The organism is Pseudomonas sp. JR33AA, assembly GCF_021378985.1.
In the GTDB taxonomy this organism is placed as follows: domain Bacteria; phylum Pseudomonadota; class Gammaproteobacteria; order Pseudomonadales; family Pseudomonadaceae; genus Aquipseudomonas; species Aquipseudomonas alloputida.
On record NZ_JAJSAW010000005.1, the window covers coordinates 168374 to 194277 of the forward strand.

A 25904-nucleotide genomic window follows, 5' to 3' on the forward strand; every position below is an offset into this window, starting at 1 on the left:
TAGCCACCATCGCATTCGCGGGTGAACCTGCTCCTACACAGAGCCCGCCACCCAAGCCAGGTGGCGGGGAGGGGCTATCAGGCGTCCTGATAGCTCTCGATCGACGGGCAGGCGCACACCAGGTTGCGGTCGCCGAACACGTTGTCGACCCGGCCGACCGGCGGCCAGTACTTGCCTTCCACCAGGCTCGCCAGGGGGTATACCGCCTGCTCGCGGCTGTAGCCATGAGTCCATTCGCCAACCAGCTCAGCCGCAGTGTGCGGTGCGTTTTTCAGCGGGTTGTCGTCCTTGTCCAGGCTACCGTCCTCCACCGCGCGGATTTCTTCGCGGATCTGGATCATCGCGTTGCAGAAGCGGTCCAGTTCTTCTTTGGACTCGCTTTCGGTCGGTTCGATCATCAGCGTGCCAGCCACCGGGAAGGACATGGTCGGGGCGTGGAAGCCGAAGTCGATCAACCGCTTGGCCACGTCGTCGACACTGATGCCGCTGGTGTCCTTCAGTGGGCGCAGGTCGAGAATGCACTCGTGAGCCACCAGGCCGTTACCGCCGGTATACAGAACAGGATAGTGCTCTTCGAGGCGGCGGGCGATGTAGTTGGCGTTGAGGATTGCCATCTGCGAGGCACGTTTGAGGCCGGCACCGCCCATCATGCGGATATACATCCATGTGATTGGCAGGATGCTGGCGCTACCGAAGGGCGCAGCGCATACCGCGCCCTGGGTGTTTTCCAGTTGTGCATGGCCTGGCAGGAACGGCGCCAGGTGCGACTTGACGCCAATCGGGCCAACACCCGGGCCACCACCACCGTGCGGGATGCAGAAAGTCTTGTGCAGGTTCAGGTGGGAAACATCGCCGCCGAACTTGCCGGGTGCGCACAGTCCGACCATGGCGTTCATGTTGGCGCCGTCGATGTACACCTGGCCACCGTTGTCGTGGATGATCGCGCAGATTTCGCCGATCGCTTCCTCGAACACGCCGTGGGTCGACGGGTAGGTGATCATGATTGCCGCCAGGCGCTCGCGGTGCTCGATGGCTTTTGCGCGCAGGTCCTCGACATCGACGTTGCCCCGTGCGTCACAGGCGGTAACCACGACACGCATGCCAGCCATGTGCGCGGTGGCCGGATTGGTGCCATGGGCTGACGACGGGATCAGGCAGATATCGCGGTGGCCTTCACCACGGCTGCGGTGGTAGGCGCGGATCGCCAACAGCCCGGCGTATTCGCCCTGCGAGCCGGCGTTGGGCTGCAGCGACACGGCATCATAGCCAGTGGCCGCGCACAGCATGGCCTCCAGTTCGGTGGTCATCTGCAGGTAGCCCTGGCTCTGCTCGGCCGGGGCGAACGGGTGCAGGTTGCCGAACTCGGCCCAGGTGACCGGGATCATTTCGCTGGCGGCGTTCAGCTTCATGGTGCACGAGCCCAGCGGGATCATGCTGCGGTCCAGCGCCAGGTCCTTGTCGGCCAGGCGGCGCAGGTAGCGCATCAGCTCGGTTTCGCTGTGGTAGCGGTTGAACACCGGGTGTTCGAGAATGGCCGACTGGCGCAGCAGGGCAGCAGGCAGCAGGGAACCGGTGCTGGCGGCCAGTGCGGTGAAATCAGGCTGTGCCTGCTCGCCACCCAACAGTTGCCACAGCGACTCGACGTCAGCCTGAGTGCTGGTTTCGTCCAGCGACAGCCCCACATGGGCGGCATCGATCTGGCGCAGGTTGATGCCCTGGGCGCGTGCCTTGTCATGCAGGATGGCGGTGGCAGGGCCGGTGGCCAGGGTGAGGGTATCGAAGGCACTTGTGCCCACCACTTGAACGCCCAGCACCTTCAGGCCGGCGGCGAGGATCGCGGTCAGGGCATGGGTACGCTCGGCAATGCGCTTGAGGCCGGCAGGGCCGTGGTACACGGCGTACATGCTGGCGATGTTGGCCAGCAGCACCTGGGCGGTGCAGATGTTGCTGGTGGCCTTTTCGCGGCGGATGTGTTGCTCGCGGGTTTGCATGGCCAGACGCAGGGCGGTTTTGCCGAAGCGGTCGATCGACACACCGACCAGGCGGCCAGGCATGTCGCGCTTGAACGCGTCGCGGGTGGCGAAGTAAGCCGCGTGCGGGCCACCGAAGCCCAGTGGCACGCCGAAGCGCTGGGCGCTGCCGATGGCCACGTCGGCGTCGAATTCGCCCGGTGGGGTCAGCAGGGTCAGGGCCAGCAGGTCTGCCGCTACGGCGACCAGAGCATTGGCCGCGTGGAAGCGCTGCACGACCTCGCGGTAGTCGAACACTTCACCGTTGCTGGCCGGGTATTGCAGCAGGGCGCCGAAGAAGGCGCTGACGTCACCCAGTTCGCGTTCGTCGCCAACCACAACCTCGATACCCAGCGGCTCGGCGCGGGTGCGCAGCACGTCGAGGGTTTGCGGGTGACAGTGCACGGAGGCGAAGAAGGCATGGCTGGACTTGTTCTTCGACAGGCGCTTGCAGAAGGTCATGGCCTCGGCCGCAGCAGTGGCTTCGTCGAGCAAAGAGGCGTTGGCGATCGGCAGGCCGGTGAGGTCGCTGATCAGCGTCTGGAAGTTCAGCAGCGCTTCCAGGCGGCCCTGGGAGATTTCTGGCTGATACGGGGTGTAGGCGGTGTACCAGGCTGGGTTTTCCAGCAGGTTGCGCAGGATCGGTGCCGGGGTGTGGGTGTTGTAGTAGCCCTGGCCGATGTAGCTTTTGAACAACTGGTTCTTGCCGGCGATGGCCTTGAGTGCGGCGAGCGCGTCGGCCTCGCTCTGGCCATCGTGCGAGCCAAGCACGCTGGTGCCCTTGATGCTGTCGGGGATGACCGCAGCGGTCAGGGCCTCCAGCGAGTCGAAGCCCAGTGCAGTGAGCATGGCCTGTTCGTCAGCGGTGCGCGGGCCAATGTGACGGGCGATGAATTCGTTGGCGGTGCCGAGGTTGATGGTCATGGCGGGATTCCTCAGGCGTCGTCGTTGGCTTTGAGCAGGCGGTCGTAGGCGTCCTGGTCAAGCAGAGCGGTCACGGCTTCTGCATCGGCAGGGATGAAGCGGAAGAACCAGCCTTCGCCCATCGGGTCTTCGTTGACTAGTTCGGGGCTGTTTTCGAGCTGGCCGTTGACCTCGACCACTTCACCCGTCAGTGGCATGTAAACGCCGCTGGCGGCCTTGACCGATTCAACGGTGGACGCTTCGCTGCCTTTCTCATACTGCTGCAACTCTGGCAGTTGCACGAAAACCACGTCGCCAAGGGCATTCTGGGCGTAGGCGGTGATGCCCACGGTGACGCTGCCATCGGCTTCGACGCGCAGCCATTCGTGATCTTCAGTGAAACGCAACTCGCTCATGGGGAATCCTCGGGAAGCAGGGCGCGGTGACCCGCACGCTTAGGGTTGGGATTCCTATAGCAAAAACACGGCCAACCTATAAATATTTATATAAAACAACGAGTTAAGACTTGTCTCTGATCACGTGGCGGCGTTTCTGTAGCGAAAACGCTACGCAATGACAGCAGGCAAAAAGCATTTGGCGATCAAACCCTTGCACAGCAGCGCCCGCAGGGAAGTGTATTGATTTAAATACGGTGTATTTAAATCGATACAGTGCGTGGCACGTCCCCTCCGCGATAGTTTTCAAATGCCTGAACTAAGTATTTGCCCTCAGCGATGTGTCAGGCCACCGAGGCTCACCAAAATAGCCGCCTTCAACGGCGGTCGGCGCAAGCATGTGCCTTGCTGGCTGGGCTTATGGCAAACAACATCGAATACCAGGAAAGGGAACTGTCATGGGAATGACGAGGCGTAATTTTTTGATCGGGGGCGGCGTCTTGGCTGTGGCGGGTGGCGCCGGGGTCCTGACCCCCTTGCTGACCCGCGAAGGCAGGTTGATCCCCGGCAAACCGCGGTTTGGCTATGTTGAAGGCACCGCGGGTGCGCTTCCTGGGCAGGCAGACGTCGTTGTCGTGGGGGCTGGCATCCTTGGGCTCATGACTGCAATCAACCTTGTCGAGCGTGGCCTGTCGGTCGTTGTCGTTGAAAAGGGTGAGATTGCCGGCGAGCAGTCGTGCAGGTTTTATGGCCAGGTCATGACCTACAAGATGCCGGACGCAACGTTCCAGTTGCACCATCTTGCCAAGCAACGTTGGCGCGAAATGAATGCCAAAGTGGGTGCCGATACCAGTTATCGCACGCAAGGCCGGGTTGAAGTGCCGTTCGATGAAGAAGACCTGGAAGGCGTCAGAAAATGGATCGATATCAAAAGCCGTGAAGTTTCAGCGGATATACCGTTCAAGACGCGAATCATCCAGGGCAATGAACTTGAACAGCGCCTGCGTGGAGCATCGTCGAACTGGACGGTCGCGGGTTTCGAAGAAGATTCCGGTAGCCTGGATGCCGAGCGCGCATCGTTCGTCATGGCGGAGTACGCCAAGCAAATGGGCGTGCGTATCTATACCCACTGTGCCGCAAGGGGCCTGGAGACCCAGGCTGGCGCCATCTCTGATGTGGTGACCGAGAAAGGCGCCATCCGCACTTCGCGGGTGATCGTGGCGGGCGGCGCCTGGTCCAGGTTGTTCATGCAAAACCTGGGCGTGGATGTACCTACCTTGCCCGCTTACCAGTCCCAGCAAATCATCAGTGCGGCCCCCCGTGCGCCCGGTGGCAACGTGGCATTGCCAGGCAATATCTACTTCCGTGAGCAGGCCGACGGCACCTATGCCACATCGCCGCGTGTCGTGGTTGCCCCGGTGGTAAAAGAGTCGTTCATGTACGGCTACAAGTACCTGCCTCTGCTGGCCATACCGGACTTCCCGGTGCACATCTCGCTCAACAGGCAGCTGATTGATTCGTTCATCCAGCCAACGCACTGGAAGCTGGACGAAGTTTCGCCTTTCGAGAAAAACCGGCTGATGACGGCGGCCCCGGACCTTCCGGAGCTGAACGCATCTCTGGAAAAACTCAAGGTCGAGTTCCCAGCCTTCAGTGATGCGAAGCTGATCGATCAGTGGAGCGGAGCCATGGCCATTGCTCCGGATGAGAACCCCATCATTTCGCAGGTCAAGGAGTACCCGGGGCTGGTCCTCAACACCGCAACCGGGTGGGGGATGACGGAAAGCCCGGTGTCGTCCGAACTGTCGGCCGATCTGTTGCTTGGCAAGGCGCCGGTGCTGGACCCGAAACCCTTCAGCCTGTACCGATTCTAAGCCGCCTGGCGCAATGGAATGACCCCTGCGCGTATCGAAGATGCGTGCACATTTTTGGCAATCATCAGGAGAACAGCATGAAAGTCGCTATCAACACCGCAGCAGCAATGGCTATGGCACTCGCAGGTGCCGCAAGCGCCCAGGCACAAGAGATCGTGCGCCATGGCGCCGGCAGTTTCCCAATCTCGTCGGCTGTAGAGGTGCCCGCAGGGAAGACGGTCGTCTACCTGAGCGGTTCCGTCCCGTCGGTGATCCATCCTGATGCGCCCAAGAACTCGCTGGAAGCCTACGGGGATACCAAGGCACAAACCATCAGTGTGCTGCAGAACATTCAGCAGCAGTTGAAAGAGCTTGGCCTTGGCCTCACCGACGTGGTGAAGATGCAGGTGTTCCTGGTGGGCGGGCCGGAGAACGGCGGGAAGATGGATTTCGACGGTTTCATGGCCGGCTATACCCAGTTCTTTGGGCCCGCTGCCAAGCAGCCGGTCCTTCCTGCGCGCTCCGCGTTCCAGATTGCCGGCCTGGCCGACCCTGCCTGGCGCGTCGAGATCGAAGTGACAGCGGTTCGTCCCTGAACCAAGATGTACGTCAGCTCCGAGCTAGCCATGCCCGGGGCTGGCTGATCTTGCGTGACGCAAGGCCGTGTCGACAGAGCCGCCGAATGGCTTAGCCTGTGATGAACAAGGGCAGCGCTAGGTACAGCTTGATCACGATCACATTGATGATGTCGATGAAGAACGCGCCTACCATCGGCACCACCAGGAAGGCGAGGTGCGAGGCCCCGTAGCGCTGGGTGACTGCTTGCATGTTGGCAATCGCCGTAGGCGTAGCCCCCAGGCCGAAGCCACAATGCCCGGCAGCCAGCACAGCGGCATCATAGTTGCGGCCCATCACCCTGAACGTCACGAAGATGGCAAACAGAGCCATGACCAATGTCTGCGCGGCCAGCAATATAAAGAACGGCAGCGCCAGTGCTGCCAGGTCCCACAGTTTTAACGACATCAGGGCAATGGCCAGGAACAGCGACAAACTGACGTTGCCCAGTACCGAAACTTCCCGTTCGAACACTCGGTAAAAGCCGAACGCCGACAGGCCATTGCGCAACAATACACCCACGAACAGCACACAAACGAAGGTAGGCAACTCGAATGCAGTACCTTTGAGCGCGCCATTGAGTAACGACCCGGCAAGCAAACTGACTGCAATCAGCGCAAGTGTTTCAACAAATGAAAACGGGGTAATCAGCCGCTCTTTGTCTGGGCGCTCGAAGCCTTTGGGCAGTTGCGGCATTTCTTGCTCAGGGCCCGGTGTTTTTACCCGTTTAATCAACAGCCGGGCCACTGGGCCGCCGATCAGGCCTCCGAGCACCAGCCCAAAGGTGGCCGAGGCCATCGCCAGTTCGGAGGCCGAGGCCAGGCCGAATTTTTCGCTGAACGTTGCGCCCCAGGCAGCACCGGTACCGTGACCACCCGACAAGGTGATCGACCCTGCCAACAGGCCCATCAGCGGGTCGAGCCCCAATGCCGTGGCCAGCCCGATACCCATGCCGTTCTGCACCAGCAGCAGGCTGGTCACTACCAGCAAGAACACAATCACTACGCGTCCACCCTTTTTCAGGCTGGCGAAATCTGCGCTCAGACCAATGGTGGCAAAAAATGCCAGCATCAGAGGGGTTTGCAACGAAGTATCAAACTGCACGTGGACATCGAAACTGCGCAACGCCAGCAGTGCAATGGCGACTACCAGGCCTCCGGCAACAGGTTCCGGAATATTGTAGGCTTGCAGGAAACCCATGCGCGCGACCAGGCCGCGACCCAGTAACAGGACTAAAGAGGCGGCTACAAGTGTCCCGTAAAAATCGAGTTCAAACATCAGGTGCTCTCGTTCTATCCAGTAGCGAACCACTCCCCGCCTTGGGGGCGGATACGTGGGATGACAGGTGGAATTACACTGTCACCATTCTACGAGGCATATGTGGGAGAGTATCTTTCACTGACGTAGGAAAAGCCTGAATAGCAACTGCGTTATTTCCGCTAATATCAGGCCTTGCCCGGGATTCCATATTTACGCAGCCGCTGGGCGATAGCAGTATGCGAAGTTTGCAAGCGCCCGGCCAATTGCCGTGTCGAGGGGTAGCTGGCATATAACCGTTGCAGCAGCTCACGCTCGAAATCACCCACGGCCTGTTCCAGGCTGGCCACTTCGCCATCCTGCCCGCGTGCTACCGAGGTGCCGGCAATGTCCAGGTCGCCGATATCCACCAGGTTGCCCTCGCAGATGGCCGCGGCGCGGAAGATCACGTTCTGCAGTTGGCGCACATTACCCGGCCACGGGTTGGCCAGCAGTGCCGAATGGGTGGCCGGCGTCAGGCGGCAGGCTGGGCGCTGAATCTGTGTGCAGGCCTGCTGCATGAAGAAGTGCGCCAGCATCAGGATGTCCTGGCCACGGTCGCGAAGCGGCGGTACCTCCAGATTAAGCACGTTCAGACGATAGAACAGGTCTTCGCGAAAGCTACCTTCGGCGACCATGCGCTCCAGATCGCGGTGGGTGGCGCTGATGATGCGCACATCTACCTTCACTTCACGGTCGCCACCCACCCGGCGGAAGCTGCCATCGCTGAGAAAACGCAGCAGCTTGGCTTGCAGGTATGGCGACATTTCACCAATTTCATCGAGAAACACGGTGCCCTGGTTGGCCAGTTCCATCAGCCCAGGCTTGCCACCCCGTTGAGCGCCGGTAAAGGCCCCGGGCGCGTAGCCGAACAGTTCGCTTTCGGCCAGGCTCTCGGGCAGCGCGGCGCAGTTCAGGGCCAAAAACGGGGCCGCGTGGCGGCTGCTGACGGCATGGCAGGCGCGGGCTACCAGTTCTTTGCCGGTGCCGGTCTCACCATGCACCAGCAGCGGCGCATCCAGCGCAGCCACGCGCAAGGCGCGGGCCTTGAGGGTGCGGATGACCGGCGATTCGCCAAGCAAGGCATCGAAGCCTTCGGCGTGGTCGTGGTGCAAGGCCGACAGGCGTTCGCCCATGCGCGAGGGGGGGTACAGCGTCAGCAGTCCACCAGCGTTGGTAATCGGCATGGCGTCCAGCAGCAGGCTATGGCCGTTCAGCTGCATCTCGCGCATGGGCAGGTGGAAGTTGTTGTCCAGCAGGGCTTGCAGCAGCGCCGGGTCGCCAAACAGCTCGCCCACCGAGCGTCCGGCAGATTCGCGGCCGCACAGTGCGATCAGCGCCGGGTTGGCCAACAGCACCACGCCTGCGCTGTCCACCGCCAGCACCGGGTCGCTCATGGCGGCCAGCAGGGCATCGAGCTGCAGGTGGCGGCGCTGGCCGGGGAGGATGTCGACCACGTCCACCGATTGCACGCCGTGTACTTCGAACAGCGCGTCGTGCAGTTCTTCGAGCACGGCGGGGCTGAGGGTGGGGGCGTCGATGTAGACGTTCGGCGGGACCATCTCCACGGCGTCCAGGTTGAGGTTGCGGGCACCGAGCAGGGCGAGGACTTCCTGGGTGATGCCGACGCGGTCGATGAAGCTGACGTGGATGCGCATGGGGTTCGAACAGTTGGCGACGGAGGCCGCCAGTATGCCCTGAGACGGGGTTCAGGCCCAAGGTCGGCGGTGGCGCATTCGCGGGGGCGCCCGCTCCCGCAGGGTTGCTGCGGTCATGCGGGGGCGGGCTTGCGCGCGAAGAGGGTCACTCCAGATGTTCAGGTTTGATCGGGTCGCCCGATTTCACATCGAGCTTTTCGCGAATGTCCGCAAACATATGGTCATAGAGCTTGTGCGGCGAACTCAGGGTCTCGAATTTCTTAGGCGGCGCCAGATACGACTGCGCCTTGCGGGTCAGCAGCATGAGGAAGCTGGGCAAGACCTGGTCCTTGGCCAGGAAGAACTTTTCTTCCACCGTCTTGCCTTCGATGCTGCCATGCATGTGGAACTGAATACCTCTGCCTTCCTTGGGGTCCGACACGGCCTCGTACTCGATGTTCAGGTCATAGCTGTGGTCGGCGTTGTTCAGCGCAGTGCGCTCGATGTGTACATGACCGGAGTGATACTGGGCCATGGCTATCTCCTTTGGAAGGTCGAAAATGGCGGGCCGCGTAAGCCCGCCGACTGCATTCAACGGTAGCTGATCCCCGGCTTCGCGGTGGAAACCCGAGTGCCGGCCGTGCCTTTGACGATGTCTTCGATGTTCTCCAGCGAACTGATCACCGCCACCTTGCCGGTGTTGCGGGCAAAGTCGCAGGCGGCCTGCACCTTCGGCCCCATGGAACCGGCGGCGAACCCCAGCTTTTCCAACGCGTCCGGGTGGGCCTGGGCAATGGCCTTCTGCGTCGGTTTGCCCCAGTCAATGTAGGCTGCATCGACGTCGGTGGCGATAATCAGAAGGTCGGCTTCCAATTGCTCGGCCAGCAGCGCCGAGCACAGGTCTTTGTCGATCACCGCCTCGACGCCTTTGAGCTTGCGGTTTTCATCGTACAGGGTGGGGATGCCGCCACCGCCTGCGCAAATCACGATGCTGCTTTTTTCCAGCAGCCACTTGATCGGGCGAATTTCGAAGATACGCTTGGGTTTCGGGCTGGCCACCACGCGGCGGTACTTGTCGCCGTCGGCCTTGACCACCCAGCCCTTGTCCTTGGCCAGGCGCTCGGCCTCTTCCTTGCTGTAGACCGGGCCGATGAACTTGGTCGGATCCTTGAAGGCCGGGTCGTTGGCGTCCACTTCCACTTGGGTGAGCAAGGTGGCGAATGGCACCTCGAAGGCCAGCAGGTTGCCCAGTTCCTGTTCGATCATGTAACCGATCATGCCCTCGGTTTCGGCACCCAGCACGTCTAGCGGGTACGCCTCGTCTGGTTTGTACGACAGGGCCTGAAGCGACAGCAGACCCACTTGCGGGCCGTTGCCGTGGGCGATGACCAGCTCGTTGCCAGGGTGAATCTTGGCGATCTGTTCGGTGGCGGTGCGGATATTGGCGCGCTGATTGTCAGCGGTCATGGGCTCGCCGCGACGAAGCAGGGCGTTGCCGCCCAATGCAACAACGATACGCATGGGAATGTCCTTTGATGAAAGAGGGGACGCTGCTCTCGGACCGCCCCGCTCCCAGGTGTAGGAGCGGGTTTACCCGCGAATGCGTCAGCCCAGGTAAAGCTCTTGGAGCTGCCGACGCTTTCGCGGGTGAACCCGCTCCTACACACACAAGGCCGGGGTGGCCGCGCTATCGAGACAGCCCTTACAGATCAGCCAGGGTCGATACCAGGATCGCCTTGATCGTATGCATGCGGTTTTCCGCCTGCTCGAAGGCGATGCACGCTGGCGACTCGAACACGTCATCGGTCACTTCGATGCCGTTGGCCAGGTCCGGGTATTGTTCGGCGATCTGCTTGCCTACCTTGGTTTCGGAGTTGTGGAATGCCGGCAGGCAGTGCATGAACTTGGTCCGCGGGTTACCGGTGGACTTCATCAGTTCGGCATTCACCTGATAAGGCTTGAGCTGCTTGATGCGCTCACCCCAGGCTTCGATCGGCTCGCCCATCGATACCCACACGTCGGTATGGACAAAGTCGACACCCTTGACTGCGGCTTTCGGGTCTTCGGTGAGGGTAATGCGTGCGCCGCTTTCTTCGGCGTACTGCTTGCAGCGCTCGACCAGGTCGTCATGCGGCCACAGTGCCTTGGGCGCGGCGATGCGCACATCCATGCCAAGTTTGGCGCCGATCAGCAGCAGCGAGTTGCCCATGTTGTTGCGGGCATCGCCCAGGTAGGCGTAGCTGATGTCATGCAGCGGCTTGTCGCTGTGCTCACGCATGGTCAGCACGTCGGCGATCATCTGGGTTGGGTGGTATTCGTCGGTCAGGCCGTTGAACACCGGTACGCCGGCGAACTTGGCCAGCTCTTCGACGATTTCCTGCTTGAAGCCACGGTACTCGATGGCGTCATACATGCGCCCGAGCACACGGGCGGTGTCCTTCATGCTTTCCTTGTGGCCGATCTGCGAGGAGTTGGGGTCGATGTAGGTGACGTTGGCGCCCTGGTCATAGGCTGCGACTTCGAAGGCACAACGGGTACGGGTGGAGGTTTTTTCGAAGATCAGGGCGATGTTGTTGCCCTTCAGGTGCTGCTGCTCGGTGCCCGTGTACTTGGCGCGCTTGAGGTCGCGGGACAGGTCCAGCAGGTAGCGCAACTCGCGGGTGGTGTGGTGTTCCAGGCTGAGCAAGTTGCGGTTGTGAATGTTGAACGCCATGACAGATTCTCCTTGAATTCGGTGATGTCCCGGCCGCCACTTCATAGGTGCGGCCGGGCGTAATGGTCGTTAGTAGTCGATCGGGTCGCGCACGATCGGGCAGGTCATGCAGTGGCCGCCGCCACGGCCCCGGCCCAGTTCGCCGGCGCTGATGGTGATGACCTCGATGCCGGCCTTGCGCAGCAGGGTGTTGGTGTAGGTGTTGCGGTCGTAGCCGATGACCACGCCCGGCTCGATGGCCACCACGTTGTTACCGTCATCCCACTGTTCGCGCTCGGCGGCGAAGCTGTTGCCGCCGGTCTCGACCACGCGCAGCTGGACGCCCAGTTGCTCGCCCACCACTTCGACGAACGACTTGTTGATGCGGCGTACATCCATTCCGTAAGGCTTGCTTTCGTCCGGGCGGATGATGAAGGGCACAATCTCTTTCACCACTTCCGGGAATACCGTGACCAGGTCGCGGTCGCAGAAGCTGAATACCGTGTCCAGGTGCATGGCGGCGCGGGACTTTGGCAGGCCGGCGACGATCACTTCCTTGACGGCACCCTTGGCGAACAGGTTCTGTGCCAGTTGGCCGATGGCCTGGCGCGAGGTGCGCTCGCCCATGCCGATGAGCACGATGCCATTGCCGATCGGCATCACATCACCGCCTTCGAGCGTGGCATTGCCATGGTCCTTGTCCGGGTCGCCATACCACACCTGGAAGTCGGCCTCGGTGAACGCCTTGTGGAACTTGTAGATGGCGGTGGTCAACAGGGTTTCCTGGCGACGCGCTGGCCAGTACATCGGGTTCAACGTCACGCCGCCGTAGATCCAGCAGGTGGTGTCGCGCGTGAACTGGGTGTTGGGCAGTGGTGGCAGGATGAAGCTGGAATGGCCCAGGTAGTCGTTGTACATCTTCACGACTTCGGCGCCTTCGCTCTGCGGCAGGTCCTGGCCTGCCACGCCGCCGATCAGGAATTCGGCCAAGTGGCGTGGCTCCAGGCCTTCGAGCCAGCTGCGCACTTCGTTGGTCAGGCCTACGCCGACGGTGTCAGGGGTGATCTTGCGGTCGAGGATCCACTTGAGGGCCTCTTTGTTCTGCACGATATCGGTCAGCAGGTTGTGCATCTCCAGCACATCCACACCACGCTCGCGCATCTTGGTGACGAAGTCGAAATGGTCACGCTTGGCCTGGTCGACCCAGATCACATCGTCGAACAGCAGTTCGTCACAGTTGCTCGGCGTCAGGCGCTTGTGCGCCAGGCCCGGGGCGCAAACCATTACTTTGCGCAGCTTGCCGGCTTCGGAGTGGACACCGTACTTCTGTTTTTCAGCGGACATGGTTTCATTCCTCCAATTGAGCGAAGACGTGGGTCAAAGGGTCAGGAAGCCGTCATACAGGCCAAAGGCTGCCACCAGGGCGCCAATGACCACGGCTGCGAAGATCAGTTTTTCCACGTTGGTGAAGACCGGTTTGCCCACCTCACGCTTGGCCTTGGCGAACAGGATGGCGCCAGGTGCGTAGAGCAGGGCCGAGAGCAGCAGGTATTTCACGCCGCCGGCGTACAGCAGCCAGATGGCGTACAACAGGGCGATGCCACCGATGATCAGGTCCTTCTTGCGTTCGGCCAGGGCCTGTTCGTAGGTTTCGCTGCGCAGTGCCAGCAAGAACGCATAGGCTGCCGACCACAGGTAGGGCACCAGGATCATCGAGGTGGCGAGGTAGATCAGAGACAGGTAGGTGCTGCTTGAGAACAGCGTGATGACCAGGAAAATCTGCACCATGGCGTTGGTCAGCCACAGGGCGTTGGCCGGTACCTGGTTGGCGTTCTCGCGGCGCAGGAACTCCGGCATGGTGTGGTCCTTGGCGGCGGCGAACATGATCTCGGCGCACAGCAGCACCCACGACAGCAGGGCCCCCAGCAGCGAGATGATCAGGCCGACGCTGATCAGCACCGCGCCCCAGTGGCCGACTACGTGTTCCAGCACGGCAGCCATCGACGGGTTCTGCAGTTTGGCCAGCTCCGGTTGGGTCATGATGCCCAGCGACAGCACGTTGACCAGCACCAGGAACAGCAGCACGGTAATGAAGCCGATGACCGTGGCCTTGCCCACGTCAGAGCGTTTTTCCGCACGGGACGAGAAGATGCTCGCGCCTTCGATGCCAATGAACACCCACACGGTGACCAGCATCATGTTGCGCACCTGGTTCATGACGCTGCCAAGCTCTGGCGTGCCTACGGCCCAGATATCGGCGGTGAAGATGTCGAGCCTGAAGGCGAACAGGCAGATCAGGGCGAACAGCACCAGCGGCACCACTTTGGCCACCGTGGTGACCAGGTTGATGAAGGCCGCTTCCTTGATGCCGCGCAGTACCAGGAAGTGCACCGCCCACAACAGGATCGACGCGCCAATGATGGCGGCTGGGGTGTTGCCTTCACCGAAGATCGGGAAGAAGTAACCCAAGGTGCTGAACAGCAGTACGAAGTAGCCGACGTTGCCCAGCCAGGCGCTGATCCAGTAGCCCCAGGCCGAGGAAAAGCCCATGTAGTCGCCGAAACCAGCCTTGGCATAGACATACACCCCGCCATCCAGGTCAGGCTTGCGGTTGGCCAGGGTCTGGAACACGAAGGCCAGGGTCAGCATGCCGATCGCGGTGATCCCCCAGCCGATCAGCACGGCCCCAACCCCTGCGCTGGCGGCCATGTTTTGCGGCAGCGAGAAGATACCGCCGCCAATCATCGAGCCGACGACAAGTGCAACTAATGCGCCGAGCTTTAGTTTTCCGGATGAATCAGACATTTAACAACTCCTGCCAGGAGAAAGTTGACGACAGAATAGGTCTGACGCCGTTGCCTTGACCTGACTTGCGTCAGTTTAAGGCGACGTGAAGGTAGGAAATTTCCTTCACGGGTGCTCCTGGAGAGTGCCGACAGCTTGAGCTGCAGGCCTTGCGTGCTGGCACCTCCATGTCTTTCTAGAGCAAACGCTCTGTTCAGCCTGCGAAGCTTGAAATTAGCCGCTTTTGCCGCTTTCGCAAATTTTTCACAGGAATTTCGAGTTTTATCAGTTTCTTTTCTAGTTGCCGGACTGCTGCTAGTTTTGACAGAGCGGGTACATAGACAGAGCAGTTATTAGGGATAGAGCTTGGACGCACGTCTTTAGTATAAGTAACGATATTTATATAGCCCGCACGACTGTTTCAAACGCATGACAGGGCTGGAAGAAAAGGGAGGCTCATGAGCGAACCGGGACAAAAGCTGCGCCTGGGCGCGCTGATCGCGCTGGTGGTCGGGTCGATGATTGGCGGCGGGATCTTCTCGCTGCCGCAGAACATGGCCGCGCGGGCTGATGTGGGCGCAGTGCTGATCGGCTGGGGGATCACCGCAGTCGGCATGTTGGCCCTGGCCTTCGTGTTCCAGACCCTGGCCAACCGCAAGCCGGAACTGGACTCGGGGGTATATGCCTACGCCAAGGCCGGCTTCGGCGAGTACATGGGCTTTTCCTCGGCCTGGGGCTACTGGATCAGCGCCTGGCTGGGCAACGTCGGTTACTTCGTGCTGCTGTTCAGCACCATGGGCTTGTACTTCCCGGTGTTCGGCGAAGGCAACACACCCATCGCCATCGGTTGTGCCTCGCTGCTGCTGTGGTCGGTACATTTTCTGGTGTTGCGCGGCATCAAGGAGGCGGCCTTCATCAACCAGTTCACCACCGTGGCCAAGGTGGTGCCTTTGCTGATTTTTGTGGTGATCGCTGCATTTGCCTTCCGCGCCGATATCTTCACCCGGGATATCTGGGGCTTGAGCAACCCACAATTCGGCAGCGTGCTGGAGCAGGTACGCAATATGATGCTGGTGACCGTATTCGTGTTCATCGGCATAGAGGGTGCCAGCGTGTATTCCGGGCGCGCACAGCGTCGGTCAGACGTGGGTAAGGCCACGGTCATCGGTTTTCTGGGTGTGCTGGCGCTGCTGGTGCTGGTCAACGTGTTGTCGCTGGGCATCATGACCCAACCGGAACTGGCCGGGCTGCAGAACCCCTCACTGGCCTCGGTGCTGGAGCATATCGTCGGCCCCTGGGGGGCCTTGCTGATCAGTCTCGGCCTGGCGGTCTCGCTGCTTGGTGCTTTGCTTTCATGGGCGCTGCTGTGTGCCGAAATCCTTTACGCCACGGCGCGGGACAAGACCATGCCGCGCTTTCTGGCCAAGGAAAACGCCAACCATGTGCCGGCTAACGCCCTGTGGCTGACCAACTGCATGATTCAAGGCTTCCTGCTGATTACGCTGGTCTCCGCCGGTACTTACACCAGCCTGATCTACCTCGCCTCGTCGATGATCCTGGTGCCCTACCTGTGGTCTGCGGCGTATGCCGTGCTGCTGGCGGTGCGCGCAGAAACCTATGCCGGGCAGCCGAGGTTGCGGCGCAAGGACTTGCTGGTGGCGCTGGTTGCCCTGCTGTATGCCATGTGGCTGTTGTATGCCGGCGGGCTCAAGTACCTGTTGCTTTCGGCGCTGCTGTACGCCCCCGGCGTCATCCTGTTCGCCAGGGCCAAGCACGAGCAGGGGCAGACGTTGTTCACGGCCTGGGAAAAGCTGATTTTCGCCGCCGTGCTGGTGGGTGCCGCACTGGCGGCCTACGCCCTGTATTCAGGGCTGTTGAGCTTGTGACGGGGCAGCGCAGGCGTGTTCCGGGCGTGACCAGATCCACAGGTTGCCCAAGGTCATGCCGACGATTGCCAGGAATACCGGCCAGTGGTGTTCCAGAAAGGTCAGCATCAGGCCCGCGCACAACAGCATGCTGATGGTGGCACTGACCTTGGCCCGGCGCTGGATAACCTTGCCGTTGCGCCAGTTATGCAGAATCGGCCCGAACAGCCGATGGTTCTCCAGCCAGGCCGACAGGCGCGGTGAGCTGCGCGTGGCGGCCCAGGCGGCCAGCAGGATGAACTCTGTGGTCGGCAAGCCCGGAATCACGATGGCGACCAGGCCCACCCCGAGGCTCACGTAGGCCAGGATTCCATACAACAGGCGAGCGAGTTTCGAGCGGGCTGGTAGGGTCATGTTCTCACTGCATAAAACGGTTCGGCCACCGGAGGGGCGGCCGTCTACGGCGATATCAGGCCAGCGCGGCATCCGCAGCGTAGGCGTGCTTGAGCAACTCGGTGAAGCGCTCGAAGGCGGCCACTGCACCGCGTTCGGCAGCCGCTTCCTCTTCAGGCGAGAACGCCAGGCCATCGAGGATGCGGGTGAACTGTTTCCAGCCTTCGGCACGGCCACCGGCGGGCTCTCCCAGGTGACGGGCACCGAATGTGTCGGACAATTCCAGGGCCACGGCACGCTTGATCAGAAACGCAGCACCCAGTTTGGAGCCTTCGGAGACGAAGATCCAGCCCATTGCCTCGCCCAGGCTCGGCGTGTCCACGGCACCCGGCACGGCGGCCGGTACTTCGGTGTCGAGGTCGGCGAGGTCCAGACGGGCCTGGTCGGCACGGCAGCGCTCAGCCAGGTCAGGGACGATGGCGATCAGTTGAGGGTCGTTGTACAGGGCCTGCAGCTCGGACTGGAACAGATACTGCGCGACGACGAAGCGGGCGAAACTTTCGCGGCTGTCGAAAGGCGCGTGGGATTTGACCAGGGCATCCAGTTCGGCGTGCGGGGCGTGGGTGATCTGGTTCAGGCGCTGGGAGCGCAGGGCTGGGCGTTCGGTCATGGGGGCAGTCCTTGGAAAGAGGGCGTCTAGAGACAAGACGAAACAGCGGGGGCGGGACAGTAAAAAAACCGGTATTTGCGTTGCCAGTACCGGCCCCTTCGCGGGTAAACCCGCTCCTACGAGGCCTTGTGTGTAGGAGCGGGTTTACCCGCGAAGGGGCCGGTACTGACGGAACACATCTACCAGTGGCAGCTCAGGTCAGATATCCCAAACCACATTGATACCGAAATTGCGCCCCGGCATGGTAAGCCGGTCGATGTTGGCTGGCTGGGTCACAGCCGCTTCACCCTGCCCGTCGTAGCTGCGTACCGAATCCCACTGCCAGTATTTCTTGTCGGTGAGGTTGTACAGCCCGGCATTGATGGTGACGTCGTCGGTGACCTTGTAGTAGCCGGTCAGGTCCAGCACACCGTAGCCCGGGGTGCGGAACTTGGAGGTGGAACCGTCAGGCGAATAGAAGGTGCTGTCGTCGACACGGGTCTTGCGCTTGACCAGTGTCCAGCTCAGCAAGCCACCGTAGTTCTGCTGCTCGTAGCCCAGGCCGAACACGCCCTTGAGCGGGTTGACACTGTTCAATGGTTGACCGGTGTCATCGTTACGACCATAGGTGTAGGCAATCGAACTCTGGGTATAGAGTCCCTGCGGTGCGCCGAAGTGGTCCAGGTTCAGGCGGCCCTTGAATTCGGCACCCTTGATGGTGGCGTGCTTGATGTTGTTGGCCTGGAAGGTCTGTTCCAGGTTGGCGCTTTGCACGGCATCTTCGTCGATGAAATCACGGTACTTGTTGTAGAACACCGCCACGTCGAAGTTGCCGGCGTCGAAGTTGCCACGCAGGCCGGTTTCGTAGCTTTTGCTCTTTTCGGGCTCAAGGTTCGGGTTACCCTCCACGCGGTAGCCTTGGTCCAGGTTCTGGAAGCGGCCATACATGGCTTTGGCGGTCGGTGTGCGGAAGCCCTCTGCATATTGGCCGTACCAGGTGTAATGGTCGTTGAAGGCGTAGGTCAGGCCGAACTTGGGCGAGACGCGGTGCCACTTCTTGTCCGAATCGTCCTGGGAGGTAGGCGCCGTGCCGCTGGACTCCAGACCACGCAGGAAAGCCTCGGTGAATTTGGGCGCCATACGGGTGTAGTCGTAGCGTGCGCCGGGCATGAAGGTCCAGTTGTTCCAGCGGATTTCATCCTGTACGAACAGGCTGTAGGTATTCACGGTCGGGTCCGGGAAGTCGCTGACCAAGGCCTGCCCGTCACGCGCGCTGTCCTGCCCGATGGCTGTACAGGTACCACCGATGTTCAGGCAAGTGCCGGTGCCGCTACGTGAGCCGGTGACTTTCTCCTGCTTGAGTGTGGTGCCGTAAGTGAACAGGTGGTCGGTTTGGCCGATGCTGAAGGCCTTGTCCAACTGGGCGTCGAATACCCACTGGCGATCCTTGTAGGTAGTCTGCCGGTCCCGAAGCACTTGGCGTCCCGAGGCGACATACAGCTCATCGGTACGTTGGTCGGTCTTCGCGATCTGATAGTTGAGGCTCCATTTGACGTGATCTGCGACCACGCTATCGAGGCCGAATTCATGATTGAGACCGAAGCGTTCTCGGGTGATCGTGTCGTTGCCTTGGCGCATGCGGTACGAGTTCATGCCACCGAAGCCGGGGATGAACGGCCCACCCACCGCGCTGAGGATGTTCTGGTCGCGGTCATCCTTGTAGTGCTCGTAGGTGAACCCCAGGCGCGCGTCGTCGGCGTAGTTCCAGCCCAGCTTGGCCAGCACGTTGGTGGTGCGCACGTCCATCGGGTTGGCTTCGGTGCGCGCCAGGCCGTCGCCACTGTGGCCGCCGTGGGTTTCGGTCTCGTGGCCGTTGCGCTGGCTCAGGTGCAGCAGGCCGTCGAAATCACCCTGGCGGCCGGCGACGGTGGCGGAAGTCAGCCAGCTTTCGTCGGCCGAGCTGTAACCGGTTTTCAGGCGTGCACCCACGTCTTTGCCGGGCTTGATGATGTCGTCCGGGTCGAGGGTGAAGTAGCTCACCGCGCCGCCAATGGCGTTGCTGCCATACAACACCGAGGCCGGGCCGCGGAGGATTTCCACGCGCTTGACGATTTCCGGGTCGACGTAGTTGCGCTGGGTCTGGGCGTAAGGGCCGTAGAAGAAGCTGTCGGGGATCGACACGCCGTCGACTTGGGTGAGAATTCGCTCGCCGTCGATACCACGGATGTTGTAGCCGTTCAGCCCGCTGCGTTGGCCGGTTCCGGATACCGACACCCCCGGCTCGTAGCGCACCAGATCCTGGATATTGTTCACGTTCTGCCGGTCCAGTTGCTCACGGGTCTGTACGCTGACAGTGCTCGGCACCTGGCTGACGTCCTGTGCGCTGCGGGTGGCGCTGACGGTCACCTGTTGCAGAGCGATCACGTTGCTTGCGGTTTGGCGCTCAAGTACCACATTGCCTTTGCTGATCTTGCGAAAACTCAGCCCGGTACCCCGCAACAGGCGTTTGAGGGCAGCATCTGGCGGCAGTGAACCTTGTACGCCTGGCGAAGCCACGCCGTCGGCCAGCTCGGCGCTGAAGCCGACCTGCCAGCCGGTGACCTGGCTAAAGGCGTTGATCGCCGACACCAGTGGCTGCTGGCCGATGCTGAAGCGGTAGTCGCCCATGCGCGGGCTGCTGGCCTGGGCCGGCTCGGCGGCCAGCGCCGGCAGGCTGCAGGCGCCGCTGGCGAGCAGGGCAAGGGTCAACAGGGACAGTTGTCCTGTACGGCGGGGAAGGTTGGACGAGCGGGTAGGACCAGTGGACATCGGAAGCGCTCCCAGACGCGCGGGCTGTTATAGGTGATGGCTGTTCTTGTTTTTAAACAAGAATCAGTTGCATTGGCTATAACGAGACGGGCGGGCGAGTGCGATCGCGTAAAAATAATTCAGGGGGTCAGTTCAGGATGACCAGCGCCGGGTACTCATGCAATTGCGCCGAGGTGATGTGGGCCAGTGCGCGCAGGGTTTCCAGCGGCTGGTCGAGGCGGTAGTTGCCGGTGACGGCAACGTTCTCCAACTGCGCATTGCGGTTGATGATCCAGCCCGGGTAGTACCGCTGCACTTCGGCCAGCACCTGGCTCAACGGGCAGTTCTCGAACACCAGGCGGCCGTCGATCCAAGCCAGGTCCTTGTGCATGTCGGGGCGCTGGCGCTGGCCAAAGCCTTGGGGGCCGACGCTGATACTGTCGCCGGCACTCAGGCGGATGCGCTGGTCACGCTCGCCCTGCAGGTCGACATCGCCGCGTTGCACCCGTACCTGAGCCTCGCCGTCAAGGTAGCGCACGGCAAAGTCGGTGTCGCGCACCTGTGCGCGCAACGGCCCGGCTTCCACCTCCAGCGGCAGCTGCGCGCCCTCGGGGACCTGGAAGTAAGCCTCGCCCTGAAGCAGGCGAGCAATCTGGCGGCCGTTCTGGCGTTCGCTGGCAAAGGCTGAATTGGTGTTGAGCAGCACCTTTGCGCCGTCTTCCAGTTGCAGGCGCTGGCGCTCGCCGACCACAGTAAGGTGGTCCGCCTGCAGGCGAATGGGCAGGTTACCGACGGTGAACAACCCGACCAGCAGCAGCGCTGCGGTGGCCAGGGGTTTCCAGTGACTGCGCAGGCGCCTGCGCCATGAGCGGCGCTGCTGCTGGTGCATGTGCGTGGCCACCTGATGCAACGGCGCACCGTTCCACAGTGCCTCAGCCTCCACATAGGCCTCGGCGTTTTCTGGCGCGGCGCTCAGCCAGGCTTCAAAGGCCTGGGTGTCCTCGGCATCTGCGCATTGCAGGCGCACCAGCCAGTCCAGCGCCTCGTCCATGGCACGAGCACGGGCATCAGGCCTGGCAGGTGACGGGCGAGGGGCAGGGCTGTCGGTCACGGTGAATCCTTGAAGGGTTTTTTGCGAATGATCAAGACTAAGGCGTGGCGTGGCAAGGGCTTTGCGTTGCCGTTCGCCGGCGGTCAGCTTACTTGAGTCGTTCGGCAACACCCATGCAGATTGCCATGATCAGTTTCAGTTCCTTTTGTACCGTGCTGGGCGAAACACTCAATTGTTCGGCGATTTCCAGATAGGTGGCGCCATGCAGGCGGCTAAGGATGAAAATGCGTTGTTGGCGCTCGCTCAGTTGATTGAGGCTGACGCTGAGGTGCTTGAGCAACTGCTCGGCGTGTGCGGCATCCTCGCTGCTGGTGGCGGGCGCGGCAACACTGTGCAGCACTTCGTCGGGCACGTCGTCGACCAGCATGCGTGCCTGCACCCGGCGTGCACGCAGGTGGTCCAGCGCCAGGTTGCGCGCGGTCTGGAAAACGAACGGCTCGATGTGCTCGATGGGCCGCTCTCCCAGCGCGCGGGACACCCGCAGGTAGGTTTCCTGCAGCAGGTCTTCGGCCGTGCTGGGGTTACCGACCATGCGCTGCAGGGTACGCAGCAGGGTGAGGCGCTGAACGAGGAAGACGGAGTTGAACCGGGACTGACTCACGGGGGGACCTGGCCGACGAAAGGTTAATGATAATGCTTATCATCCTTGCTTCAGGTCAAGTGTGGAAATATCAGGAAAAGGTAAAGATTGTGAGTCTGCAGGCGCTTGGCGGAGGATTTTCTGTGTATTTGAAATCGAGCGCCGCGCGGGCGGCGCTCGATTTCATAGGCGCCGAAAATGCCTTGTCATGCTCAGCCAGCCCTGTGCAGCGCCAGGCAGTTATCCAGCATCCGGTTGCTGAACCCCCACTCGTTGTCATACCAGGCCAGCACCTTGAGCATCCGCCCGTTGGCCCGGGTGTGGTTGGCATCGAAGATCGACGACAGCGGGTTGTGGTTGAAATCGCAGGAAACCAATGGCAGGGCGTTGTAGCCCAATACCTTGGAATGCTTGCTGGCCTCGAGGAACAGCTGGTTGACCTGCTCGGCCGTGGCCTCGCGCTTGAGGTTGACGGTGAGGTCCACCAACGACACGTTGATGACGGGCACCCGCACCGCCATGCCGGTCAGCTTGCCGGCCAGCTCCGGCAGCACCAGGCCCACGGCCTCGGCGGCGCCGGTCTTGCTCGGGATCATCGACTGGGTGGCTGAACGCGCGCGGTACGGGTCGCTGTGGTAAACGTCAGTCAGCACCTGGTCGTTGGTGTAGGCGTGGATGGTGGTCATCAGGCCTTGCTCGATGCCGAACTCTCGGTGCAGCACCTGGGCGATCGGCGCCAGGCAGTTGGTGGTGCAGGAGGCATTGGAAATGACCTGGTGCGAGGCCCGCAGGATGTCGTGGTTGACCCCGTACACCACAGTGGCATCGGCACCCTTGGCCGGTGCGGAGACAATCACCTTGCCCGCCCCGGCGGCCAGGTGCGCCGCGGCTTTGGCGCGGTCGGTGAACAGTCCGGTGCACTCGAACACCACGTCGATCGCCTCGGCCTTCCAGGGCAGTTCGGCCGGATTGCGAATGGCACTGACTGCGATACGGTCACCGTTGACCGTCAGGCTTTCGTGGTCGGCCTCGACGGTCGCGTCGAAGGTGCCGTGGACACTGTCGTACTTGAGCAGGTGGGCATTCATGGCGCTGTCGCCCAGGTCGTTGATGGCGACGACCTGCAGATCCTGGCGGTAGCCTTGGGTATACAGTGCGCGCAGGACGTTGCGCCCGATTCGGCCGAATCCATTGATGGCGATGCGAAGGGTCATGGCAGTACCTCTGGCAGTTCGAGTGAAACCTGTGGCACAAAGGAGCTTCACTGAAACGGTTTTGTTGTTGGAATTACAAGATTATTCACTGGCTGATAGAAAACAAGCCTTTTTAGTGGCAGTATTTTGTTTAAATATACAACGAGTGGTTGGGCAACGTGCCTCCACCGATGCAGCGGGCTCCTCACCATGAGCCTAGGCCGCAATCGTTTGGAGGGGAAATGCCCGGTAAACCGCCCTTACAATTAGCCTGGAGTCCTGTACATGCATCCGCGCATCCTTGAGGTCACCCAGCGGCTGGTCGAACGCAGCCGCGCCACCCGCGAACGCTACCTGCAACTGATTCGCGGTGCGGCCAGTGAAGGCCCCATGCGTGCCAGCCTGCAGTGCGCCAACTTCGCCCATGGCGTGGCCGGTTGCGGCAGCGAAGACAAGCAGACGCTGCGCCTGATGAACGCGGCCAACGTGGCCATCGTCTCGGCCTACAACGACATGCTGTCTGCCCATCAGCCTTATTTGCACTTCCCCGAGCAGATCAAGCAGGCCCTGCGCGAGGTCGGCTCGGTCGGCCAGTTCGCTGGTGGCGTGCCGGCCATGTGCGACGGGGTGACCCAGGGCGAGCCGGGCATGGAACTGGCTATCGCCAGCCGTGAAGTGATCGCGATGTCCACGGCGGTAGCGCTGTCGCACAACATGTTCGACGCGGCACTCATGCTGGGCATCTGCGACAAGATCGTCCCCGGCCTGATGATGGGCGCGCTGCGCTTCGGCCACCTGCCGACCATCTTCGTCCCGGGTGGGCCAATGGTTTCCGGCATCTCCAACAAGCAGAAGGCTGATGTGCGCCAGCGCTATGCCGAAGGCAAGGCCAGCCGCGAAGAGCTGTTGGAGTCCGAGATGAATTCCTACCATAGCCCCGGCACCTGCACCTTCTACGGCACCGCCAACACCAACCAGTTGGTGATGGAAGTGATGGGGCTGCACCTGCCGGGCGCCTCGTTCGTCAACCCGTACACGCCGCTGCGCGACGCACTCACCGCCGAGGCTGCGCGGCAGGTGACGCGCATGACCAAGGCCAGCGGCAGCTTCATGCCGCTGGGCGAAATCGTCGACGAGAAGGCGCTGGTCAACTCCATCGTCGCGCTGCACGCTACCGGCGGCTCGACCAACCACACCCTGCACATCCCGGCGATTGCCCAGGCTGCAGGTATCCAGCTGACCTGGCAGGACATGGCCGACCTCTCCGAAGTGGTGCCGACCCTGTCGCACGTGTACCCCAACGGCAAGGCCGACATCAACCACTTCCAGGCTGCCGGCGGCATGGCCTTCCTGATTCGTGAACTGCTCGATGCCGGCCTGTTGCACGAAGATGTCAACACCGTGGCCGGCCATGGCCTGCGCCGCTACACCCAGGAACCCTTCCTCGACAATGGCAAGCTGGTGTGGCGCGAAGGGCCGCTACAAAGCCTGGACGAAAGCATTCTGCGCCCGGTGTCGCGACCATTCTCGGCCGAAGGCGGCCTGCGGGTGATGGAAGGCAACCTGGGCCGTGGCGTGATGAAAGTGTCTGCCGTCGCCCCCGAGCACCAGGTGGTCGAGGCCCCGGCGCGGGTGTTCCAGGATCAGCAGTCGCTGGCCGACGCGTTCAAGGCCGGTGAGCTGGAGCGTGACTTTGTCGCGGTGGTGCGCTTCCAGGGCCCGCGTTGCAATGGCATGCCGGAACTGCACAAGCTCACCCCGTTCCTCGGTGTATTGCAGGACCGTGGCTACAAGGTTGCGCTGGTGACCGACGGGCGCATGTCCGGTGCCTCGGGCAAGATCCCCGCGGCCATCCACGTTTGCCCGGAGGCTTACGACGGCGGCCCGCTGGCGCGGGTGCGCGATGGTGATATCGTGCGGGTCGACGGTGTCGAAGGCACGTTGCGGATCATGGTGTCGGCCGAAGAACTGGCCAGCCGCGAGCTGCCGCCGGCGCCCCAGGGCAACGACCTGGGTTGCGGGCGCGAGCTGTTCGGCTTCATGCGCATGGCGTTCAGCCCGGCAGAGCAGGGCGCCAGTGCCTTTACCTCGGCCCTGGAGCACCTCAAATGAAGCACCTGCTGGTGGGTGATATTGGTGGCACCAATGCCCGTTTTGCGCTATGGCGTGACAACCAGCTGCATGAGGTAAACGTTTTCGCCACCGCGGACTACACCAACCCCGAGCAGGCCATCGAGGCCTACCTGGAAAGCCAAGGTATCGCCCGTGGTGGCCTGGCGGCGGTGTGTCTGGCGGTGGCCGGCCCGGTCGATGGCGATGAATTTCGTTTCACCAACAACCACTGGCGCCTGAGTCGCACGGCATTTTGCAAGACCTTGCAGGTCGAGCGACTGCTGCTGATCAATGATTTCACCGCTATGGCGCTGGGCATGACGCGTCTGCGCGAAGGGGAGTTCCGCGAGGTGTGCCCCGGCCAGGCCGACCCCTTGAGGCCGGCACTGGTGATCGGGCCAGGTACTGGCCTGGGTGTGGGCTCGTTACTGCGTCTGGGCGAACAGCACTGGCGGGCCCTGCCGGGTGAAGGCGGGCACGTTGACTTGCCGGTAGGCAATGCTCGCGAAGCGGCAATCCACCAGCAGATCCACAGTCAGATCGGCCATGTCAGTGCCGAGGCCGTGCTCAGCGGGGGGGGCCTGGTGCGGCTGTACCAGGCGATCTGTGCGCTGGACGGCGACACGCCCAGGCACAAGACCCCGGCGCATATCACCGATGCCGCACTGGGCGGTGAGCCGCAGGCGCTGGCGGTGGTCGAGCAGTTCTGTCGTTTCCTCGGGCGAGTGGCAGGTAACAATGTGCTGACGCTGGGCGCGCGAGGCGGGGTCTATATTGTGGGCGGTGTGATTCCGCGCTTTGCAGAGCTGTTCCTGCGTAGCGGGTTTGCCGCGAGTTTTGCCGACAAGGGGTGTATGAGTGGCTATTTTACCGGGGTGCCGGTGTGGCTGGTGACGGCGGAGTTTTCCGGCTTGGAGGGGGCAGGGGTAGCGTTGCAGCAGGCGTTGGATCACTGATGGGGCCGCTTTGCGGCGCCAATGGCAATACCCGACAGCAGGCAAAAAGACCTGCAATCAACAAAAGGAAGGAC

At 61.8% G+C, this 25904-nt stretch carries 21 protein-coding genes; 6 read left to right on the forward strand and 15 right to left on the reverse strand.

From position 1 onward, the window contains the following. Positions 1 to 77: 77 nt before the first annotated feature. A complete protein-coding gene (gene gcvP, locus LVS58_RS10755) occupies positions 78 to 2933 on the reverse strand; it encodes an aminomethyl-transferring glycine dehydrogenase (protein ID WP_233691045.1) in 2856 nt (951 codons plus the stop codon). A gap of 11 nt (positions 2934 to 2944) precedes the next feature. Then, on the reverse strand, positions 2945 to 3328 hold the full coding sequence (gcvH, locus tag LVS58_RS10760) for a glycine cleavage system protein GcvH (RefSeq protein WP_233691046.1): 384 nt from the start codon (positions 3326 to 3328) through the stop codon (positions 2945 to 2947). 461 nt (positions 3329 to 3789) lie between these two features. On the opposite strand from gcvH, the gene LVS58_RS10765 reads away from it, so the two are divergent. Continuing rightward, positions 3790 to 5181: an NAD(P)/FAD-dependent oxidoreductase gene (locus LVS58_RS10765; RefSeq protein ID WP_325175979.1), complete on the forward strand. Its 1392-nt coding sequence runs from the start codon at positions 3790 to 3792 to the stop codon at positions 5179 to 5181. Between the two features lie 77 nt (positions 5182 to 5258). Further along, positions 5259 to 5756, forward strand: a complete 498-nt coding sequence (locus LVS58_RS10770; protein ID WP_233691048.1) for a RidA family protein — start codon at positions 5259 to 5261, stop codon at positions 5754 to 5756. Positions 5757 to 5847: 91 nt separating this feature from the next. On the opposite strand, the gene gltS is transcribed toward LVS58_RS10770, so the two are convergent. The 7 genes from gltS to arcD (LVS58_RS10805) all read right to left on the reverse strand — a co-directional run bounded on the left by gltS (position 5848) and on the right by arcD (LVS58_RS10805) (position 14205). Beyond that, complete coding sequence (gltS, locus tag LVS58_RS10775; protein WP_233691049.1) at positions 5848 to 7053, reverse strand: sodium/glutamate symporter; 1206 nt, start codon at positions 7051 to 7053, stop codon at positions 5848 to 5850. A gap of 167 nt (positions 7054 to 7220) precedes the next feature. Then, on the reverse strand, positions 7221 to 8729 hold the full coding sequence (locus LVS58_RS10780) for a sigma-54-dependent transcriptional regulator (protein ID WP_233691050.1): 1509 nt from the start codon (positions 8727 to 8729) through the stop codon (positions 7221 to 7223). 145 nt (positions 8730 to 8874) lie between these two features. Further along, positions 8875 to 9243 (reverse strand): DUF5064 family protein, encoded by a 369-nt coding sequence (locus tag LVS58_RS10785; RefSeq protein WP_233691051.1) that lies wholly within the window; start codon positions 9241 to 9243, stop codon positions 8875 to 8877. Between the two features lie 56 nt (positions 9244 to 9299). Beyond that, complete coding sequence (arcC, locus tag LVS58_RS10790; RefSeq protein WP_233691052.1) at positions 9300 to 10229, reverse strand: carbamate kinase; 930 nt, start codon at positions 10227 to 10229, stop codon at positions 9300 to 9302. Positions 10230 to 10410: 181 nt separating this feature from the next. Beyond that, positions 10411 to 11421, reverse strand: a complete 1011-nt coding sequence (locus LVS58_RS10795; RefSeq protein WP_010952185.1) for an ornithine carbamoyltransferase — start codon at positions 11419 to 11421, stop codon at positions 10411 to 10413. Positions 11422 to 11490: 69 nt separating this feature from the next. After that, entirely contained in the window at positions 11491 to 12744 is a 1254-nt protein-coding gene (gene arcA, locus LVS58_RS10800) for an arginine deiminase (RefSeq protein WP_233691053.1), read from the reverse strand. 33 nt (positions 12745 to 12777) lie between these two features. Continuing rightward, positions 12778 to 14205 carry an arginine-ornithine antiporter gene (gene arcD, locus LVS58_RS10805; RefSeq protein ID WP_233691054.1) on the reverse strand — a complete coding sequence of 476 codons (1428 nt, stop codon included), beginning with the start codon at positions 14203 to 14205 and terminating at the stop codon, positions 12778 to 12780. Positions 14206 to 14642: 437 nt separating this feature from the next. On the opposite strand from arcD (LVS58_RS10805), the gene arcD (LVS58_RS10810) reads away from it, so the two are divergent. After that, the gene (gene arcD / locus LVS58_RS10810) at positions 14643 to 16070 is read left to right on the forward strand and encodes an arginine-ornithine antiporter (RefSeq protein ID WP_233691055.1); all 1428 of its coding nucleotides are present in this window, start codon (positions 14643 to 14645) and stop codon (positions 16068 to 16070) included. Here the strand turns inward: arcD (LVS58_RS10810) and LVS58_RS10815 are convergent. From LVS58_RS10815 to gap, 6 genes are all read right to left on the reverse strand, one after another. Then, positions 16050 to 16463 (reverse strand): YbaN family protein, encoded by a 414-nt coding sequence (locus LVS58_RS10815; RefSeq protein WP_233691056.1) that lies wholly within the window; start codon positions 16461 to 16463, stop codon positions 16050 to 16052. The two genes, arcD (LVS58_RS10810) and LVS58_RS10815, sit on opposite strands and share 21 nt — an antisense overlap. Positions 16464 to 16518: 55 nt before the next feature. Next, positions 16519 to 17112 (reverse strand): biliverdin-producing heme oxygenase, encoded by a 594-nt coding sequence (locus LVS58_RS10820; RefSeq protein ID WP_233691057.1) that lies wholly within the window; start codon positions 17110 to 17112, stop codon positions 16519 to 16521. Between the two features lie 198 nt (positions 17113 to 17310). Continuing rightward, entirely contained in the window at positions 17311 to 19899 is a 2589-nt protein-coding gene (locus tag LVS58_RS10825; RefSeq protein WP_233691058.1) for a TonB-dependent receptor, read from the reverse strand. 127 nt (positions 19900 to 20026) lie between these two features. After that, positions 20027 to 20989: a FecR family protein gene (locus LVS58_RS10830; protein WP_233691059.1), complete on the reverse strand. Its 963-nt coding sequence runs from the start codon at positions 20987 to 20989 to the stop codon at positions 20027 to 20029. A gap of 88 nt (positions 20990 to 21077) precedes the next feature. Continuing rightward, entirely contained in the window at positions 21078 to 21590 is a 513-nt protein-coding gene (locus LVS58_RS10835; RefSeq protein ID WP_003255059.1) for an RNA polymerase sigma factor, read from the reverse strand. A gap of 191 nt (positions 21591 to 21781) precedes the next feature. Beyond that, the gene (gene gap / locus LVS58_RS10840; protein WP_003255058.1) at positions 21782 to 22783 is read right to left on the reverse strand and encodes a type I glyceraldehyde-3-phosphate dehydrogenase; all 1002 of its coding nucleotides are present in this window, start codon (positions 22781 to 22783) and stop codon (positions 21782 to 21784) included. Between gap and LVS58_RS10845 the strand changes: the two genes are divergently transcribed. From LVS58_RS10845 to LVS58_RS10855, 3 genes are all read left to right on the forward strand, one after another. Further along, positions 22782 to 22976, forward strand: coding sequence for a hypothetical protein (locus LVS58_RS10845; protein ID WP_233691060.1), 195 nt, complete (start codon positions 22782 to 22784; stop codon positions 22974 to 22976). The genes gap and LVS58_RS10845 overlap by 2 nt on opposite strands. A gap of 71 nt (positions 22977 to 23047) precedes the next feature. Further along, the gene (edd, locus tag LVS58_RS10850; RefSeq protein WP_233691061.1) at positions 23048 to 24874 is read left to right on the forward strand and encodes a phosphogluconate dehydratase; all 1827 of its coding nucleotides are present in this window, start codon (positions 23048 to 23050) and stop codon (positions 24872 to 24874) included. Next, the gene (locus tag LVS58_RS10855) at positions 24871 to 25830 is read left to right on the forward strand and encodes a glucokinase (RefSeq protein ID WP_233691062.1); all 960 of its coding nucleotides are present in this window, start codon (positions 24871 to 24873) and stop codon (positions 25828 to 25830) included. Before edd ends, LVS58_RS10855 begins: the two co-directional genes overlap by 4 nt. Positions 25831 to 25904: the final 74 nt, after the last annotated feature.

Bases quoted from the DNA above. Each gene is read 5' to 3' on its own strand.
- gcvP (WP_233691045.1), bottom strand. From the start codon at position 2,933: ATGACCATCAACCTCGGCACCGCCAACGAATTCATCGCCCGTCACATT.
- gcvH (WP_233691046.1), bottom strand. From the start codon at position 3,328: ATGAGCGAGTTGCGTTTCACTGAAGATCACGAATGGCTGCGCGTCGAA.
- LVS58_RS10770 (WP_233691048.1), top strand. From the start codon at position 5,259: ATGAAAGTCGCTATCAACACCGCAGCAGCAATGGCTATGGCACTCGCA.
- gltS (WP_233691049.1), bottom strand. From the start codon at position 7,053: ATGTTTGAACTCGATTTTTACGGGACACTTGTAGCCGCCTCTTTAGTC.
- LVS58_RS10780 (WP_233691050.1), bottom strand. From the start codon at position 8,729: ATGCGCATCCACGTCAGCTTCATCGACCGCGTCGGCATCACCCAGGAA.
- LVS58_RS10785 (WP_233691051.1), bottom strand. From the start codon at position 9,243: ATGGCCCAGTATCACTCCGGTCATGTACACATCGAGCGCACTGCGCTG.
- arcC (WP_233691052.1), bottom strand. From the start codon at position 10,229: ATGCGTATCGTTGTTGCATTGGGCGGCAACGCCCTGCTTCGTCGCGGC.
- LVS58_RS10795 (WP_010952185.1), bottom strand. From the start codon at position 11,421: ATGGCGTTCAACATTCACAACCGCAACTTGCTCAGCCTGGAACACCAC.
- arcA (WP_233691053.1), bottom strand. From the start codon at position 12,744: ATGTCCGCTGAAAAACAGAAGTACGGTGTCCACTCCGAAGCCGGCAAG.
- arcD (WP_233691054.1), bottom strand. From the start codon at position 14,205: ATGTCTGATTCATCCGGAAAACTAAAGCTCGGCGCATTAGTTGCACTT.
- arcD (WP_233691055.1), top strand. From the start codon at position 14,643: ATGAGCGAACCGGGACAAAAGCTGCGCCTGGGCGCGCTGATCGCGCTG.
- LVS58_RS10815 (WP_233691056.1), bottom strand. From the start codon at position 16,463: ATGACCCTACCAGCCCGCTCGAAACTCGCTCGCCTGTTGTATGGAATC.
- LVS58_RS10820 (WP_233691057.1), bottom strand. From the start codon at position 17,112: ATGACCGAACGCCCAGCCCTGCGCTCCCAGCGCCTGAACCAGATCACC.
- LVS58_RS10825 (WP_233691058.1), bottom strand. From the start codon at position 19,899: ATGTCCACTGGTCCTACCCGCTCGTCCAACCTTCCCCGCCGTACAGGA.
- LVS58_RS10845 (WP_233691060.1), top strand. From the start codon at position 22,782: ATGGCAGTACCTCTGGCAGTTCGAGTGAAACCTGTGGCACAAAGGAGC.
- gap (WP_003255058.1), bottom strand. From the start codon at position 22,783: ATGACCCTTCGCATCGCCATCAATGGATTCGGCCGAATCGGGCGCAAC.
- edd (WP_233691061.1), top strand. From the start codon at position 23,048: ATGCATCCGCGCATCCTTGAGGTCACCCAGCGGCTGGTCGAACGCAGC.
- LVS58_RS10855 (WP_233691062.1), top strand. From the start codon at position 24,871: ATGAAGCACCTGCTGGTGGGTGATATTGGTGGCACCAATGCCCGTTTT.